The sequence below is a fragment of the Actinotalea sp. Marseille-Q4924 genome (genome assembly GCF_916618755.1).
Classification (GTDB): domain Bacteria; phylum Actinomycetota; class Actinomycetes; order Actinomycetales; family Cellulomonadaceae; genus Actinotalea.
Genome location: NZ_CAKAKB010000004.1, coordinates 412,274 through 433,298, shown reverse-complemented (window position 1 = coordinate 433,298; position 21,025 = coordinate 412,274). Strand labels below are relative to the sequence as shown.

Genomic DNA, 21,025 nt, shown 5'->3' with positions numbered 1-21,025 from the left:
GGCCCTTCGTGGTGCCTCGTCGCGCTCCGCCCCCAGGATTCGAACCTGGACCGCAAGGCTCCAAAGGCCTGCGTGCTGCCGTTACACCAGGGCGGACCGGCAGCCTGGTGTGGGCGTCCGGACGGTGCCCCATCCTGCCAGCCAGTCGCCGGCCCGGGGCCGTGGCCGCCGACCGCTCCCGGCTCGCCCGCGGCGGCCCCCTCAGCGGCCGCGGCCGGCCGGCACGGCATGATGGGGACGTGGCTTCCTCGAGCAAGCGGCCGGCGCGTCCCCGGATGACCGGCACGCAGCGGCGCGAGCAGCTGCTCGACGTGAGCCGGCAGCTGTTCGCGGAGAAGGGCTTCGAGGGCACCAGCGTCGAGGAGATCGCCGCGCGGGCGCAGGTCTCCAAGCCGGTCGTGTACGAGCACTTCGGCGGCAAGGAAGGCATGTACGCCGTCGTCGTCGACCGGGAGATCCAGGCGCTCACCGGAGCCCTGACCACGGCGCTGGAGGCCGGCGGCCACCCGCAGGAGCTGGTCGAGCGGACCGCCCTCGCGCTGCTCACCTACATCGAGACGTCCACCGACGGCTTCCGCATCCTGACCCGCGACTCCCCCGTCGCGCAGTCCACCGGCACCTTCTCCAGCCTCATCGGGGACGTGGCGATGCAGGTCGAGCACCTCCTCGCCGCGCAGTTCACCAAGCGCGGGCTGGACCCGCGCACCGCTCCGCTGTACGCCCAGATGCTCGTGGGCATGGTCGCGCTGACCGGCCAGTACTGGCTCGACGCGCGCAAGCCGGGCAAGCAGGAGGTGGCCGCCCACCTGGTGAACCTGGCGTGGCACGGGCTGGCCGACCTGCAGCGCAAGCCGACGCTGCTGCAGCAGGACGCGACGTGACGGACGAGGTCGACCGCATCGTCGAGGCGTGGCGCCGCGAGCGCCCCGACCTCGACGTGGCCCCGCTGCAGGTGCTCTCGCGGGTGAGCCGTCTCGCGCGTCACCTGGACCTCGCGCGTCGCACCGCCTTCGACCGGCACGACCTCGAGCTGTGGGAGTTCGACGTGCTGTCGGCGCTGCGTCGCGCGGGCGATCCGTACCAGCTCTCCCCGGGCACGCTCGTCCAGCAGACGCTCGTGACGAGCGGCACCATGACCAACCGGATCGACCGGCTCGCGGCCCGCGGGCTGGTCGAGCGGCTCCCCGCACCGGGCGACCGCCGCGGCGTGCTGGTCCGGCTGACGGTCGCGGGTCTGCGCCGGGTCGACGCCGCCCTGGAGGACCTCCTGCGCACCGAGCGCGACCTGCTCGCCGAGCTTCCGGAGCCGGACCGTAGCACGCTCGCGGACCTGCTGCGCGTGCTCGTCGCCCCGTTCGACGCCTGAGCCGTCAGCCGCGGTCGAGGCTGCCTACCCGGCGACGTCGGCGGCCGTGAGCCACTCCTCCTCGAGCAGCTCCCGCTCCGCGGCGAGAGCGCGCGCCTCGGTGTCGAGCTCCAGGACCGCGGCGTGGTCCGTGGCGACCGCGGCCATCCGCGCGTGGAGCCGCTCCTCCGCCTCGGCGATGCGCTGCAGCCGTCGCTCGATGCGCGCGATCTCCTTGCGGGCGACGCGGACGTCCGCCTGGCTGGGCGCGGCGGCGCCGTCGTCGGTGTCCGGAGCGGCGTCAGATGCCCCGGCCGGCGCCGACGCCGCGCGGCGCAGCTGGAGGTACTGGTCGACCCCGCCGGGCAGGTCGCGCAGACGGCCGTCGCCGAGCAGCGCCCACTGCCGGTCGCAGACGCGCTCGAGGAGGTACCGGTCGTGGGAGACGACCACCAGCGTCCCCGGCCACCCGTCGAGGAGGTCCTCGACCACGGCGAGGGTGTCCGTGTCGAGGTCGTTCGTCGGCTCGTCGAGCAGCAGCACGTTCGGCTCCCCGACGAGCAGCCGCAGGAGCTGCAGCCGGCGCCGCTCCCCGCCGGACAGGTCCCGCACCAGCGTCTGGGCGCGTTCGCGCGCGAAGCCCAGCCGCTCCACGAGCTGGGACGCCGTGAGCTCCTTGCCCGAGACCTGCAGCGTCCGGCGCTCGCGCTCGACGACCTCGACGGCGCGCAGGTCGCCCAGCTCGTCCAGCTCCGTGACGTCCTGGCTCAGCGTCGCGACGACGACGGTCTTGCCCCTGCGCACGCGCCCGGATCGCGGACGGACCTCCCCGGTGAGCAGCCGCAGGAGCGTCGTCTTGCCCGAGCCGTTGACACCCACCAGGCCGTACCGGTCGCCGGGCCCCAGGCGCCACGTGACGTCCTCGAGCAGGACCCGTTCGTCGGTCCCGTCCGGCGTCGGCACGGCCACCGTGACGTCCTCGACGTCGAGGACCTGCTTGCCCAGGCGCGCCGTGGCCATCCGGGCCAGCTCGAGGCTGTCCCGCGGCGGCGGCTCGTCGGCGACGAGCGCGGCGGCGGCGTCGAGCCGGAAGCGGGGCTTGCTCGTGCGGGCCGGTGCCCCGCGCCGCAGCCACGCCAGCTCCTTGCGCAGCAGGTTGTCGCGCTTGTCGGCGGTGACCGCCGCCTGGCGGGCACGCTCCGCGCGGGCCAGGACGTACGCGGCGTAGCCACCCTCGTAGGGCAGGACCGTGCCGCCGCGGGTGTCCCCGTGCCGGCTGCCGGTGACCTCCCACATGCGCGTGCACACCGCGTCGAGGAACCAGCGGTCGTGCGTCACGACGACGAGCGCGCCCGTGCCGCCACCGAACCGCTCCGTGAGGTGCTCGGCGAGCCAGGCGACCCCCTCGACGTCGAGGTGGTTCGTGGGCTCGTCGAGCAGCAGCACGTCGTGGTCGTCGACGAGCAGGGCGGCGAGGGCGACGCGGCGCCGCTGCCCGCCGGACAGCGTACCGACGTCCGCGTCGAGGTCGAGGTCGGCGAGCAGCCCCGCGTGGACGGCACGGATGCGGGAGTCGCGGGCCCACTCGTGGGTCTCCCCCGCACCGTGCACGATCTGGCGGATCGTCGTGCCGCTCGGCAGCTCGTCGCGCTGGTCCAGCAGGCCGACGCGCAGGCCGCCGCTGTGCGTGACGCGGCCGGAGTCCGGGTCCAGGACGCGCGACAGGAGCCGCAGGAGCGTCGACTTCCCGGCGCCGTTCGGACCGACGACGCCGACCCGGAGGCCGTCGTCGAGCCCGAGACTGACGTCCTCCAGGAGCGTCCGCGTGCCGACCGTCAGGGAGACCGAGTCCAGGCCCAGCAGGTGCGCCATCAGCCGCGGTCCCCCACGTGGGGCACGCCGGCCCGCTCACCGACGACGACCCGAGCGCCCGGCACCGGGCCGGACGCCGTCAGCACGCCGTCCGCGACGCCCGCCGCCGTGATCGCCGCCGCGATCGCGACGGCGTGCTGGCGCGACCGTGCCAGCGCGGCGACCGTGGGCCCGGACCCGCTGACGACGACGCCCAGCGCGCCGGCGTCCTCCGCGACCGCGAGGGTCTCGGCGAGGTGCGGCGCGAGCTCCAGGGCCGCGGGCTGCAGGTCGTTGCTCAGGGCTGCGCCGACGGCGTCGGGGTCACCGCTGCCCAGCGCCTGGAGCAGCGCCCGGTCCGGCACGGGATCGCCGACCCCGCCGACGACGTCGTCGAACGTGCGGAAGACCTCGGGGGTGCTCAGCCCGTGGTCCTGCAGGGCGAGCGTCCAGTGGTACTCCCCGCGGCTGAGGGCGGGCGTGAGGAGGTCCCCGCGTCCCCTGCCGACGGCGGTGTGCCCCAGCAGCGCGAACGGCACGTCCGCGCCGAGGGTCGCCGCGAGCTCCGACAGCTCCTCCCGCGCCAGGCCCGTGCGCCACAGGGTGTCGCAGGCCAGCAGCGCCGCGGCGGCGTCGGCGGACCCGCCCGCCATCCCCCCGGCCACGGGGACGCCCTTGCGGACGTGCAGGTGGACGCCGTCGTCGATGCCCACGTGCTCGGCGAGGCGCCGGGCGGCACGCAGCGCGAGGTTGGAGTCGTCGGTGGGTACGCGGTCGGCGTGCAGGCCGTCGACCGTCAGGCTGAAGCGCTCGGCGGCCGTGGCCGTGACCTCCTCGATCAGGGACACGGCCTGGAACACGGTCGCCAGCGGGTGGTAGCCGTCGCGCGTCGCCCGCCCGACCGCGAGAGCCAGGTTGATCTTCCCCGGGGCGCGGACGTGCACCTCGCGGGGGACGGGTGGCCGGCTCACGGGACAACCCTGCCACGGCGGGGAGCACGCTTCGAACGGTCGCGCACGACCCCCGGGCCTCGCCCCTCAGGACGCGAGCGCCTCGGCGATCCGGGCGAACTGCACGACGTCGAGCCGCTCCCCGCGCGTGGCCGGGTCGATGCCGGCGGCACGCAGGGCGCGCTCGGCCGCGTCGCCGGAGCCGGCGAGCCCGGCGAGCGCCGCGCGCAGCGTCTTGCGGCGCTGCGCGAACGCGGTGTCGACGACGGTGAAGACCGCCTCCCGGGAGGCCGTCGTCGTCGGGGGGTCGCGCCGCTCCAGGGCGACCAGCGCCGAGTCGACGCGCGGGACGGGCCAGAAGACGGCGCGACCGATCGAGCCCGCCCGCCGGGCGTCGGCGTACCAGGCCGCCTTCGCCGAGGGGATGCCGTACGTCCGGGAGCCGGGGGGTGCGGCGAGCCGGTCGGCGACCTCCGCCTGGACCATGACGAGGACCCGCTCCAGGGAGTCGAAGCGCTCCAGGAACGACAGCAGGACGGGGACGGCGACGTTGTAGGGCAGGTTGGCGACGAGCGCGGTGGGCGGCGGCCCGGGCAGCGTGGTGACGGTCATCGCGTCGGCGGCGAGGACCTCGAGCCGGTCGACGGCCTCGGGGAGCCGCTCGGCCACCGTGAGCGGCAGCTGCCGTGCGAGGGCGGGGTCGATCTCGACCGCGACCACGTGGGCGCCCGCCTCGAGGAGCCCGAGCGTGAGGGAGCCGAGCCCCGGCCCGATCTCGACGACACGCTCGCCCTCACGGACCTGTGCGATCCGCACGATCTTGCGGACCGTGCCCGCGTCCACGACGAAGTTCTGCCCCCACGTCTTCGTGGGGCGGATGCCGAGACGCCCTGCCAGGTCGCGGATCGAGGCCGGACCGAGCAGGGCGTCTGTCATGCGGACGAGCCTAGGGCCACCCGGCCGCGGACCGCCGGGGCGGTCCGGGCCGGGTGGCCCGAGGTCGTGCGGTGCTGCGGCGTGCTGCGGTGGAGCGCTCCGCTCAGCGCAGGCCGAGCTTACTCGAGCAGTGCGGCCACTGGCCCCAGCCCGAGCGGGCCTGCAGGATCTGCGCCCGCTGGGTCTGCTCGGCGGGCGAGGCCTCGCTCGGCAGGCCGGAGCCGCCCACGGACTGCCACGTCGACAGCGAGAACTGGTACAGGCCGTAGTACAGCCCGTTGCTCGAGACGATCGTGGGGTTGCCGCCGGACTCGCACTGGGCCAGGGCGGCCCAGACGTCGCCGCCCACGGTGGACGGTGCGGGGGCCGGGGCGGGGGCCGCCGAGGACGAGCCGGACGACGCGCGGGCGGGCGCCGGTGCCGGTGCCGGTGCGGGCGCCGGCTTGGGCGCCGGTCGCTCCTTGGTCCCGCGTCGGACGACCTCGGTCACCGGCTCCCGGGTCACGCCGTCGCTGAGCAGCATGCGCGACTCCTCGACGCCGTCGACGAGCACGACGCGGTGGACGGCCGTCTGCTCACCGGGCACGCCGGCGACCGCCGTCTCGGACTGACCGCGGAACAGCTCGTCGGTCTCCTCGACGACCTTCTCGAACGGCACCTCGGTGACGGTGGCCTGCTCCTCGGCGACGACGCGCTGGACCGTCACGGTCAGGCGCGAGCCCGCGTCACCCGGCACGTGGTGCACCTGGACGCGGTCCAGGGGGCCGAGCTCCACGCCCAGCCCGGCCAGGACGTCGGCGAGCCCGACGGAGGCGTCGGGCACCTCGTGCGTCTGCCCGTCCACGACGACGTCCACGGGACCGTCGGCGTCGAGCCGCACGCCCAGGTCGGTGCGCTCGGCGGACCGCGAGGCGACCAGCCGGACGTCGCCACCGCGCGCGGCGAGCGTCCCGAGGGCCTCGTCGGCGTCGAGGGCGGTGACCCACACGTGCGTCTCCTGCCCGTCGACGAGCGCGACCACCTGGCGGGCGCGCCGCACGACGATCTCGTCACCGCTGGACAGGGCGGCGCCCGGCTGGGGGGCGACGACGTCGCGAGGGCCGAGCTCGAGGTCGTGGGCGTCGAGCACCCCGCCGACGCTGCCGGCGAAGGTGGAGACGGTGGTCGTGGCGCCGTCGATGTCGAGCGTGACGGTCTTGTGGGCGCCGGCGACGGCGACGGTCCCGCCCGTGAGGGCGAGGGCGGCGGCGAGGCCGCCGATGAGGAGGGGCCTGCGGGCCCGGGAGCGCGGCGCGGTGGCGGCGTGCTCGGTCGTGTCGGTCGTGGGGGCGGTCTGCGGCCTGCGGGTGAGCGCGCGGCGGAGGGAGGAGAAGGGCACTGGTGTCCAGACGTCGGTCGTCCCGGGCACAGAGATGGGTGCGCCGTCGTGGCGCCCGGCGGCGTCCGCCCGAAGGCGCTCGCCGACGGTTCCGGTCCCTGATCCGGCCGTCATCCCGGCCGCGGGGCCGGTCGTGCGGTCGTCGCCGGTGTGGCGGGGGCTCACGAGCCGGCGGACCAATATCAAACGAGGTCCGTCCCGGCCAGCGGCGACACGGCACCGTAACCGATCTGTGATCCAGCGCCAAGAGTCGTGTGGCACGTCACATCGCGCATCGCCGCAGGTCACCGGGCATGTAGCGGCATGAGGAGGGTCATGGGACGGTCAAGTGCGCAGGCGGGGCGCGCGGTCGAGCGTCGCTCGGACGGCCCAGCGGCCGCCTCCGGAGCCGGGACCGGTCAGTACCAGTTCCGCGCCTTCGAGTGCGCCCAGGCCGCGCACGGGGTGCCGTACCGGCCCGAGATGTACCCCAGGCCCCAGGTGATCTGGGTCGCGGGGTTGGTCTGCCAGTCCGCGCCGGCGGTGGCCATCTTCGACCCCGGGAGCGCCTGCGGGATCCCGTACGCGCTGCTGGACGGGTTGTCCGCGTTGACGCGCCAGTTGCTCTCCTTGGTCCACAGCGCGTCCAGGCAGGACCACTGGTCCTCGCCCCAGCCGCGCGCCAGGACCATCTCGCGACCGATCGCCCGGGCCGTGCCCGGGTCCACCGCTGCGGAGGCCGGGACGTCCGGCACCGGGGCCGCGGGCCGCGCAGGGGGCGCGGTCGGCGCCGGACGGGTCCCGACCCGGACGACGTGGGCCACCGGCTCGGAGACGGCCGTCTCGACGAGGACCTTGCGGTCGACCTCGACGCCGTCCACGAGGTACGCCTCGTAGGCGACGGTGCGGACCCCCTCCTGCCCCTGCGTCACGACGACCTCGCTGCCCTCCAGCAGCTCGGGGTCGTCCTCGCGCACCGTCTCGAACGGCAGCGTCGTCGTCTCCGTGCGCATCTCCGCCACGACGCGCGTGACGGCGACCTCCAGGCCGTCGACCGCCTCGGCGTCCAGCGCCACCGACACGCGGTCGTGCGGCCCGAGGACCACGCCGGCCTCGATCATCGCGTCGCGGACCGTGGTGGCGGTCGTCTCGAGGGCCTGCGTCGCGCCGTCCACGGTGAGGTGGACCGTCCTCGTCCCGTCGACCGGGTCGCGCTCCACGGCGGACGCGCGCGACGCCGCGGACGCCGCGTCGCGCAGACCGAGCTCCGCGGCGACGTCGGCCGGGCTCGCCACACCGCCGGGCAGGCCCGCGTCCGGCGCGACCGTCGTCTGCACCGCCGCGAACGCGGCCGTGCCGCCGACCACGAGAGCGAGCACCGTGGCCTGCGCGGTCGACCGCGCGGTCCGCAGGACCCCGCTCCGACGCCGGTCCCGGCGCCGCAGCTCCCGGCGAGTGGCACCGGCAGGGCTCTGGGGCACAGGGGCTTCCGTCCGTCGGGGGCAAGCGGCAGGCACTCAGGCGGTCCTGGTGCGGCCCGTCCCGCGGGGAGGGCCGGGTCGACGGTAACGGAAAGGACACGACGGCGGGTAGTCGGAGGTCCCGACCTCACCCGGACGCCCGCTCACCACGGGCCGTAGAGGTCCTCGGCGGTCGACCACAGCGTCCGGCACAGGTGCTCCAGGTCCACGTCGAGCTCCGCGGCGAGGCGACGGGTCGTGGCGGCCGTCAGGTAGGGCGCGTTCGGCCGGCCGCGGTGGGGGTGCGGCGTCAGGTAGGGCGCGTCCGTCTCGACCTGGAGGAGCCCGAGCGGCACCTCGCGCAGCGCCTCGCGCAGCCCGGTCGCCGCGCCGAAGGTGACGGTGCCCGCGAAGGAGAGGTACCACCCCTGCTCGACGCAGAGCCGGGCCATCGCCGCGTCGCCGGAGAAGCAGTGGAACACCGTCCGGTCCGGGGCGCCGTCGGCGAGCAGGACCTCGACGACGTCCGCGTGCGCGTCACGGTCGTGGATCTGCAGCGCGAGGCCGAGCTCCTTGGCCAGGGCGATGTGCGCACGGAAGGCCTCGCGCTGCACGCGCCGCCCCTCCTCCCCCGCCCGGAAGAAGTCCAGCCCCGTCTCCCCGACGACACGGATGCGGTCGTTGCCCGCGGCGATCGCCGCGATCTCGGCCATCGCGTCGTCGAGCGGCACGGCGTGGTGCTCGCGCGGGTCGGGCTGCAGGCCGTCCGGCGCGACCTCGCGCACGCCGGCGTGCAGCGGCACCTCGTTGGGGTGCAGGGCCACCCCGCCCAGGAGCGCCGGCTCCTGGCGCACCACGGCGTCCGTCCACCGCGCGGCGGGCAGGTCGCAGCCGATCTGCACCATCCGCGTCACGCCGACGAGGACGGCTCGCTCCACCTGCTCCGCGAGCGTGGGCGGGAGGGAGCCGCCGCCGAACCCGCCGGCGCCGGGCGCCGGGTGGTCCAGGTGGGTGTGGTCGTCGACGACCGGGTGCGGCAGCGGCTCCGGCAGCGGGGGCCAGGACCGGTCACGCGAGCCGGCCACGTCAGACCTCCTCGTCGCGCAGGCGGGCCAGCTCCTCCTCCACCACGGAGTCGTCCAGCTTGGTGAAGATCGGCGTCGGCCTCGCGACGGGGGCACCGACCGGCACGTCGGTGAACGCCCACGGCGGCGTGGTCGAGTACTCGCCGGTGATGACCGGGTACGGCCGGCCGTCGTCCAGGTCGGTGACCTCCTCCACGCGCGGCATCGGCATGAAGTCCCCGTCCCCGCCGAGCGTGCGGTGCACCGCGTTCGCCGAGTGCGGCAGGAACGGCGCGAGGAGGGTGTTGCAGCACCACACCGCCTGGGCGGTCGTGTGCAGGATCGTGGCGAGCCGCTCGCGCTCGTCCTCGCCCTTGAGCTTGAACGGCGCGGTGTCGGTCACGTACTTGTTCACCTCGCCGACGACGCGCATCGCCTCGCCCACCGCCTGCCGCTGGCGGTGCCGGCCGATGAGCCCCCCGACGGTGTCGAAGCCGGCGCGCACGGTGGCCAGCAGCGCGTCGTCGGCCTCGGTCCGCGGCCCCGGGGCGGGGATCTCGCCGAAGCTCTTGGCGATCATCGACGCGGTGCGGTTGACGAGGTTGCCCCAGCCGGCGACGAGCTCGCCGTTCGTGCGGGTGACGAACTCGCGCCAGGTGAAGTCGGAGTCGGAGTTCTCCGGGCCGGCGGCGCAGATGAAGTAGCGCAGCGCGTCGACCTGGTACCGCTCCAGGACGTCGCGCAGGTAGATGACGACGCCGCGCGAGGAGGAGAACTGCTTGCCCTCCATGGTGAGGAACTCCGAGGACACGACCTCGGTCGGGAGGTTCAGCTCCCCGTACGCGCCGGGCTCACCGCCCCGCTCCCCCCGACCGGCGTAGCCGAGCAGCTCGGCGGGCCAGATCTGGGAGTGGAAGGTGATGTTGTCCTTGCCCATGAAGTAGTAGGACAAGGCCTGCGGGTCGTTCCACCACTCGCGCCACCGCTCCGGCTCGCCGAGGCGCCGCGCCCACTCGATCGACGCGGACAGGTACCCGATCACGGCGTCGAACCAGACGTACAGGCGCTTGGCCGGCTGGTCCTCCCAGCCCTCGAGCGGCACGGGGATGCCCCAGTCGATGTCCCGGGTCATCGCGCGGGGCTTGATGTCCTGCAGGATGTTGCGGCTGAACCGGATGACGTTGGGCCGCCACGTGCCCGAGGCCTCCCGATCGTCCAGCCATGCCCCGAGGGCGTCCGCCAGCGCCGGCAGGTCGAGGAAGAAGTGCTGGGTCTCGATGAACTGCGGGGTCTCGCCGTTGATCCGGCTGCGCGGCTCGAGGAGCTCGGTCGGGTCGAGCTGGTTGCCGCAGTTGTCGCACTGGTCGCCGCGCGCCTCCGTGTAGCCGCAGATCGGGCACGTCCCCTCGATGTAGCGGTCCGGCAGGGTCCGGCCGGTCGACGGCGAGATGGCGCCCCGGGTGGTCCGCTCGACCATGTACCCGTTGGCGTGGACCTGCCGGAACAGCTCCTGGGCGACCGCGTAGTGGTTCGCCGTCGTGGTGCGGGTGAAGAGGTCGTAGGAGCAGCCCAGCGCCGCGAGCTCCTCGACGATGATGCGGTTGCTCCGGTCCGCGAGCTCGCGCGCGGTCGTCCCCTCCTTGTCCGCCTGGACGAGGATCGGGGTGCCGTGCTCGTCGGTGCCCGAGACCATGAGCACCCGGTGGCCCGCCATGCGCATGTACCGGCTGAAGACGTCGGAGGGGACGCCGAAGCCGGCGACGTGTCCGAGGTGGCGGGGGCCGTTGGCGTACGGCCACGCGACCGCCGAGAGGATGTGGGCCATGGGCACCGATCCTAGTGAGCGGGCAGGTCGACGCTGACCCGGAGGTCCCGCCGACAGCGCCTGGTCACGGTGGCAGCAGCCGCACCAACCGGTCGTCGCCCTCGCGCGGCTCGCCGCGTCCGTCCGTGTTGTTCGTCAGCACCCACAGGGCGCCGTCCGGACCGACGGCGACGTGCCGCAGCCGCCCGAGCTCGCCCACGAGGTGCGCGACGGGCTCCCCCGCGACGCCGCCGTCGGCCCACGGCACCTCCCACAGCCGCGCACCGCGCAGCGCCGCGACGTAGACGGCGTCCGCCGTCACGGCGATGCCGCTCGGGGACGCGACGTCCGTCGTCCAGGTGACGAGCGGGTCGACGAAGTCCGGGGCGCCGCCGGACCCCTCGACCTCCGGCCACCCGTAGTTGCCGCCCGGGCGGATCGCGTTGAGCTCGTCGAGGCGGTTCTGCCCGAACTCGCTCGCGACGAGGGTCCCGTCCTCGTGCCAGGCCAGCCCCTGGACGTTGCGGTGCCCCAGGCTGAGGACGGGGCTGCCGGGGAACGGGTTGCCCGGCGCCGGCTCGCCGTCGGCGGTCACGCGCAGGATCTTCCCGGCGAGGGAGCCCGGGTCCTGGCTCGCGCCGCTCGTCTGGGCGTCGCCGGTCGCGACGTGGAGGTGGCCGTCGGGGCCGAACACGATCCGCCCGCCGTTGTGGGTGCCCTCCGCCGGGATGCCGGTGAGCACGGGCACGAGCGGGCCGAGCGTGCCCGCGTCCGGGTCGAGCGCGGTCCGCACGACCTCGTTGCCGTCGGCCGTGGTCCGGTACAGGTACACGGGCAGGGAGCCTGCGGGCAGGTCGGAGGGCTCGCCCGCTCCGGCGTCGCCGGGCGGTACCGCGATGCCGAGCAGGCCGCCCTCACCGCCGGTGGCCGTACCGGAGACGAGCTCGTCGGCGCCCGGTCCGGTGAGGGTCACGACCCCGGAGTCGCGGAGCAGGAGCACCTGCGCGGGGTCGCGCAGGGTCACGAGCGCCGCGCCGCCGGGCAGGAAGGCGAGGTCCCACGGCGTCGTGAGGCCGGTGAGGACGTCCTGCGGCGAGTCGGTCGCTGCCGGCAGCGCCGGCCCCGGGACGGACACGCCCGACGACGACGACTCGGGTGCGGGCGCGGTGGACGACCGCGTCCCCGACGGGGTGGCGTCCGCGACGGTCGGCACCCGCTCGGGCTGCTGCGCACCGCACCCGGCCAGCACGAGCGCCACGACGACGCCGGCCGCCCGCCGCGCACCCGCCCGACGCTGCTCCTCGCCTGCCACCCGCCGACCCCCTCGTCCGTGCCGCCGAACCCGTCCTGGGTGCAACACGACACCTCGCAGCGACCTTCCCACCCGACCCGTCGCCCGCAGTGGGGAGGATCCGTTGCGGATGCTGCAACGGATCCTCCCCAGACCACTGGGCGGGCTGCTGCGTCCGGCGACCTAACCTGGTCCCATGAGCGAGACCACGGGACACCCGGACGGCGACGCGGCGGCCCGGCGACGCGCGCTCCTGGTCGTCGACGTCCAGCCCACGTTCTGCGAGGGCGGGGCGCTGGGCGTCAAGGGCGGGAACGCGGTCGCCCGCGGGGTCGCCGAGTTCGCCGCCGCACGGCGGGGCGACTACGACCTGGTCGCCACCACGCAGGACTGGCACATCGACCCGGGCGACCACTTCAGCGACGATCCCGACTTCGTCGACACGTGGCCGCCGCACGGCGTGGCCGGGACCGCGGAGGCCGAGCTGCACCCGGCGCTGGCGGACCTCCACCCGGACGTGAGCGTGCGCAAGGGCCAGTACGCCGCGGCGTACTCGGGCTTCGAGGGGATCGACGAGGGCGGGCACGCGCTGGCCGACGTCCTGCGCGAGGCCGGCGTGACGGACGTGGACGTCGTCGGGATTGCGGAGTCGCACTGCGTGCTGGCGACGGCGCTGGACGCCGTCCGCCTCGGGATGCGCACACGCGTGCTCACCGACCTCACGGTGCCGGTCACGCCGGAGCAGGGCGCCGCCGCCCGCGAGCGCATGGCGGCCGAGGGCATCGAGCTCGTCCCCTCGACGTCCCTCTGACGGCCCCCGCCGGCGGGACGCCCGCGACCGGCGCGGAGGGCACCGCCCGGCCCGGCGCGGAGGACCGCCCGCGACCTGCACGGGTGACCGTCCGCAGTGCGTCGTGGGCAGCGTGTGCCGCTCAGCGGGCGCGCGCCGCGAGGGCCGCCGCGTAGAGGTCCCGCTTCGACACCCCGGTGGCCTGGGCGACCTCGGCGACGACGTCCTTGAGCCTCTCCCCGGCGTCGGAGCGGGACACGACCTCGGGGGCGAGGTCCGCGACGTCGGGCGGCCCCTCGGCCGACGCCCCGCCGACGACGACGCACACCTCCCCGCGGACGTCCCGGTCCGCCGCCCACGCGGCGAGCCCGCCGAGGCTGTCCCGGACGACCTCCTCGTAGGTCTTCGTCAGCTCCCGGCAGACGGCCGCGGGACGGTCCGCCCCGAGCACCTCCGCCATGGACGCGAGCGTCTCCGCGAGCCGGTGCGGGGCCTCGAAGAAGACGGTCGTGCGAGGGTCACGGGCCAGCGTGGCCAGGACGCGCCGTCGGTCGCCGGGACGGCGCGGGAGGAAGCCCTCGAAGCAGAAGCGGTCGGTCGGCAGACCCGACACGGCCAGCGCGGTGAGGACCGCGCTCGGGCCCGGGGCGGCGGTCACCGGCAGGCCCGCGGCGACGGCCGCCCGCACGAGCGTGAAGCCGGGGTCGGAGACGGTCGGCATCCCGGCGTCGGAGACGACGAGCACCGTGCCCCCGCCGCGGACGACGTCGAGGAGCTCCTCGGCCCGCGCCGCCTCGTTGTGCTCGTGGTGGCTGACCACGCGTCCGGTGGTGCGCACGTCGAGCCGCTGGAGGAGACCGGCGAGCCGGCGTGTGTCCTCCGCGGCGACGACGTCGGCGGTCGCCAGCAGCCGGCGCAGCCGCGGTGAGGCGTCCTCGGGGTCACCGATCGGCGTCGCGGCGAGCACGACCCGCCCGGTCCCCGGTCCCATGGCGGCCAGGCTACGCGGCGTGCGCCCGGCGCCCGACCCGCCCCCGCGTGCCCGGCGCCCGACCCGCCCCCGCGTGCCCGGCGCCCGACCCGCCCCCGCCTAGCATGACCGCGTGACGACCACGCGGGGGGACGCCGGCGCCCGCACCGGGGCACACGTCCGGGGGACGCCCGCCGTGGCGGCCCGCGCGTCCAGCAGCACCCTCGGCTGGGTGGTGACCCTCGCCGTGACCGCCGTCGGCGCCGGGCTGCGCCTGCCCGCGCTGGACCGCCCGCCGACCCTCGTCTTCGACGAGACGTACTACGTCAAGGACGCGTGGACCCTCGTCAGCCTCGGGTACGAGGCGCAGTGGCCGGGGGACAAGGACGAGGTGGACGCGGCCTTCGCGTCGGGCGACGTCGACGCGTACTCCACCGAGCCCTCCTACGTCGTCCACCCGCCGGTCGCCAAGCTGCTGATCGGCCTGGGCATGCGACTGGTCGGCGCGGACACGGCGGTGGGATGGCGGATCGCGGCCGCCCTCACCGGGGTGCTCGCCGTGCTCCTCGTCACCCGGGTCGGGATGCGCCTGCTGGGGTCCGTGTGGGCCGGTGGTCTGGCGGGGCTGCTCCTGGCGCTCGACGGGTCGGCGATCGTCCACTCCCGCACGTCCTTGCTCGACGGGTTCCTCATGGTGCTCGTGCTCGGCGCGTTCGCCGCGCTGCTCGTGGACCGCGACGTCGCACGGGCGCGCCTCCGGCGCCTCACCGCACCACCGCGCGCACCCTCCCGGTGGGGGCCTTCGCTCGGCCCGCGGCCGTGGCGCCTGCTCGCCGGGGTCCTGCTGGGCCTGGCGGTCGGCACGAAGTGGTCCGCCCTCACCTTCGTGGCCGTGCTCGGCCTCCTCACCGTCGGCTGGGACGCCGCCGCCCGGCACGCCGCGGGCGCCCGGCGCCCGGTCCTGGGTGCCCTGGCGCGGGACGCCGCACCGGCCCTCGTCTCGACGGTGGGGGTGGGCGCGGTCGCGTACCTGGCGTCGTGGACGTCCTGGTTCCGCTCCCCCGGCGCCTACGGGCGCCAGTGGGCCGCCGCGCACCCCGGCGAGGGCGTCACCTGGCTGCCGGAGGCGATGCGGTCCCTCGTGAAGTACCACCAGGACATGTGGGGGTTCCACACCACGCTGACCGCCGAGCACTCCTACGCCGCGCACCCCGCGGGCTGGCTGCTGCAGCTGCGGCCGACCAGCTTCTTCTACCAGGCACCCGAGCCGGCGCAGGCCCTGTGCGGCGCGGAGCGGTGCTCGCAGGCGGTCACCTCGCTGGGCAACCCCCTCCTGTGGTGGCTCGCGACGGCCGCCGTCGTCGTGTGCCTGTGGTGGGTGGTACGCCGACGCGACCCGGTCGCGGTGGCCTGCCTCGTCGGTCTGGTCGCGGGCTGGCTGCCGTGGTTCGCGTACTCCGAGCGGACGATCTTCACGTTCTACGCCGTCGTGCTGCTGCCGTGGCTGGTGCTGTCCTTGACCTACGTCGCCCAGCGCGTGCTGCGGTGGGGGGCGCGCAGCCCGGACCGGCTGCCGGCGACCCGGGTCGTGGTGGGCGCCGCGCTCCTCGCGGTCGTCGCCGTCTCGCTGTGGTTCCTGCCGCTCTGGACGGGGGAGGTCATCCCGTTCCGGGTGTGGCAGATGCACATGTGGCTGCCCGGCTGGGTGTGACCCCGGGGAGCCCGGCCGCTCAGGCCCGTCACAGGGCTCGGTCCACCGCAACCGGGACGGGCAGGCCGTCGTCGCGCCACCGGGAGCTCTCGAGGGCGACGCGCTCGACGAACGACGCCCAGCCGGGAGCACCGGAACCGCTCCAGGCCAGCTCCGCCACCGCTGCGAGGTCCGGCAGCAGCGCGAGGAACAGCCCCTCGCGCGTCCCGCCGTGCGCGCCGCCGACGAGGGCCTCCACTCCCAGCACCGCACCTGCGGGAAGCCCGGCCGCCTCCACCGCGCCGACGGGGTCGGCGCCGTACCGCTCGCGCAGCGTCACGGTGGCCACACCCAGGTCGAGCTCCGGTGGCGACAGGACGAGCGCCGCCCCGTCCGCGACGGCGGGCGCCAGCGCGGGATCGGTCACGTCGCCGACCTGCAGCAGGTGACCCGGGTGCCGCGCGCTGCTGAGCGCGGTGGCGGCGCACTGCCACGCCATGACGACGGCCCCCGCCGCCACGACGTCGTCGGCGCCTCGTCCGACCCGGTCGCCGCACCGGTGCGCCGGGGGGCCGTCCGCCGCACCACCGACACGCCCGCCCACGTGGACGACGTGGGCCCGGGTCGTCGCGGCCACCCGGCCGAGGACCTCCGTGAGCCGGTCGTCGTCGAGGCGTCCGCCCGCCACGTCGATCTCGGGGACGACGGCGATCTGGCGGGCGGCCGCGTAGGCCTGGAGCTCGGCGAAGCCGCTCGCCACCGCTCCGCCCTCCTCGAGCACGTCGGGGACCCACGCGACGCCGTCCGCGACGCGCACGTGCAGCACGTTCATCCGCAGGGTCGCCAGGACGTTGACGATCGCCTTGGCGTCGGCGAGGGCGAGCGGGTGCTCGGAGACGTCGACCTGCAGCCCCCGCCAGGCCAGGCGGGGGTGGTCCACGACCGTCACGCACGGGACGGAGGGCCACGGCGCGGTGCTGTGGTCGACCAGCTGGACGAGTGTCGCGGCGCCGCGGACGAGCCCGGCGGCGGTCGCCGCGAGGACCTCGACGCGGTCCGTGGTGACGCCGATGCGGTACGCCTCGCGCGCCAGCTCCGGTGGCAGGGCGGTGGGGATGCCCAGCGTGGGCAGCAGCCGGCGGATCACCTCCGGCGTGGCGTCCGGCTCCGCCATGAGCCGCAGGACGACGCTGCCCGGCGTGCCGTCGTCGGTGTGGACCACCGCGACGGGGAAGTCGCCCAACCGCCCCACCCGCCCGGCCACGAGCACGGCGACGGCGACCGCGTCGGGCTCCTCGTCGACGACGATGCGCACACCGGGGCTCACCGCGAACGGCGGGCCGCCGTCGGATCGTGCGGAGACCGGCGCGGGCAGGATCCCGAGCACGTCCATGGCTCTCCCGTCGGCTGCGCCCCCGCGCGAACGCCCAGCGTACGGCGGGTGGGCCGGCACGACAGCCGCCGCCCGGGGGACGTCGCCCCATCGTCGGTACGGGCCGGGAGGTGCCGTCGACCGCGCCCGGCGCGGACGACGAAGGCGGGACGACCTGGTGGTCGTCCCGCCTTCTGCGGTGGAGCTGAGGGGATTCGAACCCCTGACCTTCTCATTGCGAACGAGACGCGCTACCAACTGCGCCACAGCCCCGCGAGCGGGTCCAAGGTTAGCACTGCTCCGGGCCGCTCCTGCACCTCGGCGCGACCGGCGCGGGCACCCGCGGCACGGCGCCTACTCGCCGGACGCGCGGCGCCGGGCGAGGATCGCGTCGAGGTCCAGGGACGTGGCGGGGTCCGCGTCGGGGCGGGCGGGCGGCGTCGTGGACGCGGCCGCGACCCCGTCGCTCGCAGGCGCGTCGCCGGACTCACGACCGGCGGCGGACGACGACGCGGCGAGGTGCTCGTCGGCGGGCAGCGGGGCGGGCTCCCGGCGCGGCGCCGAGGGCTTGAGCGTGTAGGACGGCGGCGGCACGGGCACGGGCGACCACGCGGAGGTGCGCTGCGGCACCGTGCGGGGACGAGCCGCGGCGTCGTCGTCGACCGCCGCGGTCGCCTCGACGGTCGCGTCGGGCTCCGAGCGCTGCGTCGGGACGGCGACGGGTTCGTGCTGCACGACGGGAGCGGCGGCCGGGGCGGGACCGGCGGCCCGCTGCAGGGGCACACGGGCGAGGACCTCGGTGCGCGCGTCCGACGGGTGGACGGACCGGCCGACGGTGCGCGCACCCTCACCGGCACCGGGCAGCGCGACCCGCGACGACGCGCCTGCCGCCCACTGCTCGTCGGCACGGACCCCTGCGCGCACCGCGGCGCGGCCGAGGCCCAGGACGGCGACCAGCCCGAGGCTCGGGACGACCCCGAGCAGCACCGTCGCGCCGGTGGCGGCGACGACGGACCAGCCGATGACCCCGGCCACGAGCAGCACCCCGGTGAGCAGGGCGCGACGACGGGCCGCGGCACGGCGCCGGGCCAGGTGGGCGACGCGCTGGGCGCGCTCGGCGGCGGTGCGCCGTGCAGCGTCGGCGACGACGCGGTCGGTGGTGCCGTGCGGCCGGTCCATGTGACCGCCTCCTGGTCGTCTGGCGGGGTGCAGTCGCACCCCTGAGGTCCTGTGGGTCCCGGCTGTCGGTGCCGTGTCGGGTGCCGTGCCGAGCGCCGTGCCCGGCGACGTGATCGGCACCGCACCGCTCCGCCGGCCCGCGGCATGCGCGACGCGCAGGACCCGCAGGTGCTCCGAGAAGCGGTCGTCCGCCCGCGACTCCAGGAGCTGCTGGCGGTACCGGGACCGGTGCGGCACCAGGTACGCGATCCAGAGCGCGGCCACCGCGACGAGCACGATGCCGGCCTGGTTCACGTCACGACGGTAGGCGCAGCACGCGGGCCGCCCGGGGACCGGGCGCGGCGTGTCGGGAGGCGCCGCGCGTCGTCGTCGTCAGCGGGCGAGGAGCCCGGCGCGACGCAGACGCTCGACGAGGCCGCCCGGGACCTCCTCGGCCGTCACGGCGAAGGTGCGGTGGTCGCACCAGGCGCCCTGGATGTGCAGGAAGCGCTCCCGGACCCCCTCGTCGCGCAGGCCGAGCTTCTCCACCACGCGCAGGCTCGCCGCGTTCTCCGGCCGGATGTTGATCTCGACCCGGTGCAGCCCCACGGGCCCGAAGCAGTGGTCGACGGCGAGCGCCACCGCCGTCGGCGTGATGCCCCGCCCGGCGACGTGCTCGCTCACCCAGTACCCGATGCTCGAGGAGCACAGCGAGCCGCGGACCACGGTCGCGACGGTGAGCTGGCCGACGAGCTCCCCGCGGTACTCGACGGCGAACGGCAGCGAGGACCCGCTGCGCGCCTGCTGGTTCAGCGTCCGCACGAACTGCCCGAAGGTCGGCGGGGGCCCGGGGGCCGGCTCGGGCGACGTCGCCTCCCAGCGCTCGAGCCATGCGGCGTTGCGGACCCGCAGGGTCAGCCACGTCCGGGAGTCGGCACGCCGCAGGGGACGCAGGACGACGTCGCCCTCGCGCAGCACCGCCGGCCACCCGCGGGCCATCAGCCGTCCAGGACCAGGCAGGCGAGGGTGTCCCCCGCGCGGACGGCCGTCGTGTCCTCCCCGACGACGGCGAGCGCGTTGGCCCTCGCCAGGTCCCCGAGCGAGGCAGCGCCCGGGTCGCCGACGGGCGTGACGGTGTACCCGTCCAGCGGTCCTCCGGCGAGCGTCGCGGGCACGAACTGGCGGCGTCCGGCCGGCGACGCCCACGGCCGGGTCACCGCGGCACGCACCGACGGCCGGAACAGGTCGGTGTGCCCGGCCATGGCGCGCAGTGCGGGCCGCAGGAAGACCTCGTGCGCGACCAGCGCGGACACCGGGCGGCCGGGCAGGGCGACCACGGGGACGCCGTCGACCGTGCCGAACCCGAGGCGCCCCCCGGGTGTCATGGCGACCTGGTCGAGGCGGACCGTGCCGAGCGGCGCGAGGACGTCCGCCACCGTGTCCCACGGCCCGGCGCTGAGCCCGCCGGTCAGCACGAGGAGGTCCGCGCGCACCAGCTGGTCCTCGATCACCTCGCGCAGCACGGCCCGGTCGTCCGGCACCGGACCCACGCGGACGGCGCTCGCGCCGGCGTCCTGGACCGCGGCGGCGAGCGCGTGGGCGTCGGCGTCGTGCGTCGAACCGGGCGGCCGGGCGCGCCCGGGCTCGACGAGCTCGTCCCCCACGGTGACGACGACGACGCGCGGCCGGGGATGGACGCGCACCCGGCCCAGGCCGCCCGCAGCGGCCGCGGCCAGGTGCCGCGACGCGACGCGGCTCCCCCGGCGGACGACGACGGCGCCGGCGGCCAGGTCGGACCCGGCGCGCAGCACGTTCTCGTGCGGCCGAGCCCCACCGCGGACGACGACGCGGGCCCGCCCGCGGTCGGTCCGGTCCAACGGCACGACGGCGTCGGCGCCCACGGGCAGCGGCGCGCCGGAGGCCAGGAGCGCCGCACTGCGCTCGACGAGACGACCGGGCGTCACCGCCGAGACGGCCACGTCCTCGAGCACCGACAGCGTGACGTCCGGCTGCACCGCCGCGCCCGCGGGAGGCACGAGGTCCACCGTGCGCACGGCGTACCCGTCGCAGGCGGCGACGTCACGTGCGGGCACGTCCGCGGCGACGGTGACGTCCTGCGCCAGCACGCACCCGGGGGCGTCGGCGAGGACCACGTCGAGCGGCGCGACGGGCTGCGCCGCGGCGAGGACGGCGGCGAGCTGGTCGTGGACGGATCTCATGAGGCGCCCATCATGGCAGCGGGTCGTGGTGCCCCGCCGCTCCACCAGCACGACCTTCGCTGGCGCGCCGCTGGTACTGCTTCGACGGTTTCTTTGCGATGATGTGACCATGAGCAGCGTCGCCCAGCCGTACCCGGGCAGGACGGGCCTCGACGTGACGGAGGCGAAGGACGAGCTCCGGCGAGCGATCCGCGCGGAGCGTGACAAGCGCACCCCGAGGATGCTCGCCCGGGCGGCGGACGACTTCGCGCAGGTCATCGGCGACATGCCCCAGCTGCGCGGCGTCAGCTGCGTCGCCGCCTATGTCTCCCGCCCCAAGGAGCCCGGGACCATCGCGCTCATCGAACGGCTCGCCCAGCGCGGCGTCGAGGTCCTCCTGCCGGTGCTCGGCGCCGGCCTGCAGCGCGACTGGGCCTGGTACACCGCGACCGACGACTTTGCGGTGCGCGCCCCCGGACGCCCGCCCGAGCCCGCCGGCCCCACGCTCGGGGCCGACGCGCTCGCGGAGGCGCAGGTCATCGTGGTCCCCGCGCTGGCCGTGGACACCACGGGAGCGAGGCTCGGCCAGGGCGGCGGCTGGTACGACCGGGTGCTGGCGCACGCGAACCCCACGACTCCGACGGTCTCGATGGTCTTCCCCGAGGAGCTCTACGACGCCGAGGTGCGCCCGCTGCCCCAGCAGGAGCACGACCGGCTCATCGACCTCGTCGCCACGACCGCCGGGTGGCAGGAGCTCCGCGGGGTCTGAGCCGCAGGCGTCGGGCCGCT

Annotated in this window: 18 protein-coding genes and 2 tRNA genes; 5 read left to right on the top strand and 15 right to left on the bottom strand. The window is 76.0% G+C overall.

The window, feature by feature from the left end:
- Window positions 1-24: 24 nt before the first annotated feature.
- Window positions 25-96, bottom strand: a tRNA-Gln gene (locus tag LG379_RS14765).
- A 179-nt stretch (window positions 97-275) separates the two neighbouring features.
- Here LG379_RS14765 and LG379_RS14760 point away from each other — a divergent pair.
- Together LG379_RS14760 and LG379_RS14755 are read left to right on the top strand one after the other, a co-directional pair.
- Window positions 276-881 (top strand): TetR/AcrR family transcriptional regulator, encoded by a 606-nt coding sequence (locus LG379_RS14760; protein ID WP_225755371.1) that lies wholly within the window; start codon window positions 276-278, stop codon window positions 879-881.
- Entirely contained in the window at window positions 878-1,366 is a 489-nt protein-coding gene (locus LG379_RS14755; protein WP_225755349.1) for a MarR family winged helix-turn-helix transcriptional regulator, read from the top strand. The genes LG379_RS14760 and LG379_RS14755 overlap by 4 nt, the downstream gene beginning before the upstream one ends.
- A gap of 24 nt (window positions 1,367-1,390) precedes the next feature.
- Here the strand turns inward: LG379_RS14755 and LG379_RS14750 are convergent, their stop codons facing one another.
- The 8 genes from LG379_RS14750 to LG379_RS14715 form a co-directional block, all read right to left on the bottom strand.
- Window positions 1,391-3,217 carry an ATP-binding cassette domain-containing protein gene (locus LG379_RS14750; RefSeq protein WP_225755348.1) on the bottom strand — a complete coding sequence of 609 codons (1,827 nt, stop codon included), beginning with the start codon at window positions 3,215-3,217 and terminating at the stop codon, window positions 1,391-1,393.
- Window positions 3,217-4,167: a 4-(cytidine 5'-diphospho)-2-C-methyl-D-erythritol kinase gene (locus LG379_RS14745; protein WP_225755347.1), complete on the bottom strand. Its 951-nt coding sequence runs from the start codon at window positions 4,165-4,167 to the stop codon at window positions 3,217-3,219. Before LG379_RS14745 ends, LG379_RS14750 begins: the two co-directional genes overlap by 1 nt.
- Window positions 4,168-4,233: 66 nt before the next feature.
- On the bottom strand, window positions 4,234-5,082 hold the full coding sequence (gene rsmA, locus LG379_RS14740) for a 16S rRNA (adenine(1518)-N(6)/adenine(1519)-N(6))-dimethyltransferase RsmA (protein ID WP_225755346.1): 849 nt from the start codon (window positions 5,080-5,082) through the stop codon (window positions 4,234-4,236).
- A 103-nt stretch (window positions 5,083-5,185) separates the two neighbouring features.
- Window positions 5,186-6,646 (bottom strand): resuscitation-promoting factor, encoded by a 1,461-nt coding sequence (locus LG379_RS14735; RefSeq protein WP_225755345.1) that lies wholly within the window; start codon window positions 6,644-6,646, stop codon window positions 5,186-5,188.
- A gap of 212 nt (window positions 6,647-6,858) precedes the next feature.
- A complete protein-coding gene (locus LG379_RS14730) occupies window positions 6,859-7,920 on the bottom strand; it encodes a G5 domain-containing protein (protein WP_225755344.1) in 1,062 nt (353 codons plus the stop codon).
- Between the two features lie 143 nt (window positions 7,921-8,063).
- Window positions 8,064-8,984, bottom strand: a complete 921-nt coding sequence (locus tag LG379_RS14725) for a TatD family hydrolase (protein WP_225755343.1) — start codon at window positions 8,982-8,984, stop codon at window positions 8,064-8,066.
- Window position 8,985: 1 nt separating this feature from the next.
- Window positions 8,986-10,788, bottom strand: a complete 1,803-nt coding sequence (gene metG / locus LG379_RS14720; RefSeq protein ID WP_225755342.1) for a methionine--tRNA ligase — start codon at window positions 10,786-10,788, stop codon at window positions 8,986-8,988.
- A 64-nt stretch (window positions 10,789-10,852) separates the two neighbouring features.
- A complete protein-coding gene (locus tag LG379_RS14715) occupies window positions 10,853-12,079 on the bottom strand; it encodes a sorbosone dehydrogenase family protein (protein WP_225755341.1) in 1,227 nt (408 codons plus the stop codon).
- Between the two features lie 175 nt (window positions 12,080-12,254).
- On the opposite strand from LG379_RS14715, the gene LG379_RS14710 reads away from it, so the two are divergent.
- Complete coding sequence (locus tag LG379_RS14710) at window positions 12,255-12,869, top strand: isochorismatase family protein (protein WP_225755340.1); 615 nt, start codon at window positions 12,255-12,257, stop codon at window positions 12,867-12,869.
- A gap of 121 nt (window positions 12,870-12,990) precedes the next feature.
- Here the strand turns inward: LG379_RS14710 and rsmI are convergent, their stop codons facing one another.
- Complete coding sequence (gene rsmI / locus LG379_RS14705; RefSeq protein ID WP_225755339.1) at window positions 12,991-13,839, bottom strand: 16S rRNA (cytidine(1402)-2'-O)-methyltransferase; 849 nt, start codon at window positions 13,837-13,839, stop codon at window positions 12,991-12,993.
- A 112-nt stretch (window positions 13,840-13,951) separates the two neighbouring features.
- Between rsmI and LG379_RS14700 the strand changes: the two genes are divergently transcribed.
- Window positions 13,952-15,529 (top strand): dolichyl-phosphate-mannose--protein mannosyltransferase, encoded by a 1,578-nt coding sequence (locus LG379_RS14700; protein ID WP_225755338.1) that lies wholly within the window; start codon window positions 13,952-13,954, stop codon window positions 15,527-15,529.
- 28 nt (window positions 15,530-15,557) lie between these two features.
- On the opposite strand, the gene LG379_RS14695 is transcribed toward LG379_RS14700, so the two are convergent.
- From LG379_RS14695 to glp, 5 genes are all read right to left on the bottom strand, one after another.
- A complete protein-coding gene (locus LG379_RS14695) occupies window positions 15,558-16,901 on the bottom strand; it encodes a glycoside hydrolase family 20 zincin-like fold domain-containing protein (protein WP_225755337.1) in 1,344 nt (447 codons plus the stop codon).
- Between the two features lie 179 nt (window positions 16,902-17,080).
- Window positions 17,081-17,153, bottom strand: a tRNA-Ala gene (locus tag LG379_RS14690).
- An 81-nt stretch (window positions 17,154-17,234) separates the two neighbouring features.
- Window positions 17,235-18,353 carry a hypothetical protein gene (locus LG379_RS14685; protein ID WP_225755336.1) on the bottom strand — a complete coding sequence of 373 codons (1,119 nt, stop codon included), beginning with the start codon at window positions 18,351-18,353 and terminating at the stop codon, window positions 17,235-17,237.
- A 78-nt stretch (window positions 18,354-18,431) separates the two neighbouring features.
- Window positions 18,432-19,037, bottom strand: a complete 606-nt coding sequence (locus LG379_RS14680; protein WP_225755335.1) for a GNAT family N-acetyltransferase — start codon at window positions 19,035-19,037, stop codon at window positions 18,432-18,434.
- Entirely contained in the window at window positions 19,037-20,257 is a 1,221-nt protein-coding gene (gene glp / locus LG379_RS14675) for a gephyrin-like molybdotransferase Glp (RefSeq protein WP_225755334.1), read from the bottom strand. The genes LG379_RS14680 and glp overlap by 1 nt, the downstream gene beginning before the upstream one ends.
- Before the next feature lie 109 nt (window positions 20,258-20,366).
- Here glp and LG379_RS14670 point away from each other — a divergent pair, with 109 nt between their 5' ends.
- On the top strand, window positions 20,367-21,005 hold the full coding sequence (locus tag LG379_RS14670; protein WP_225755333.1) for a 5-formyltetrahydrofolate cyclo-ligase: 639 nt from the start codon (window positions 20,367-20,369) through the stop codon (window positions 21,003-21,005).
- The last annotated feature ends 20 nt before the right edge of the window (window positions 21,006-21,025 follow it).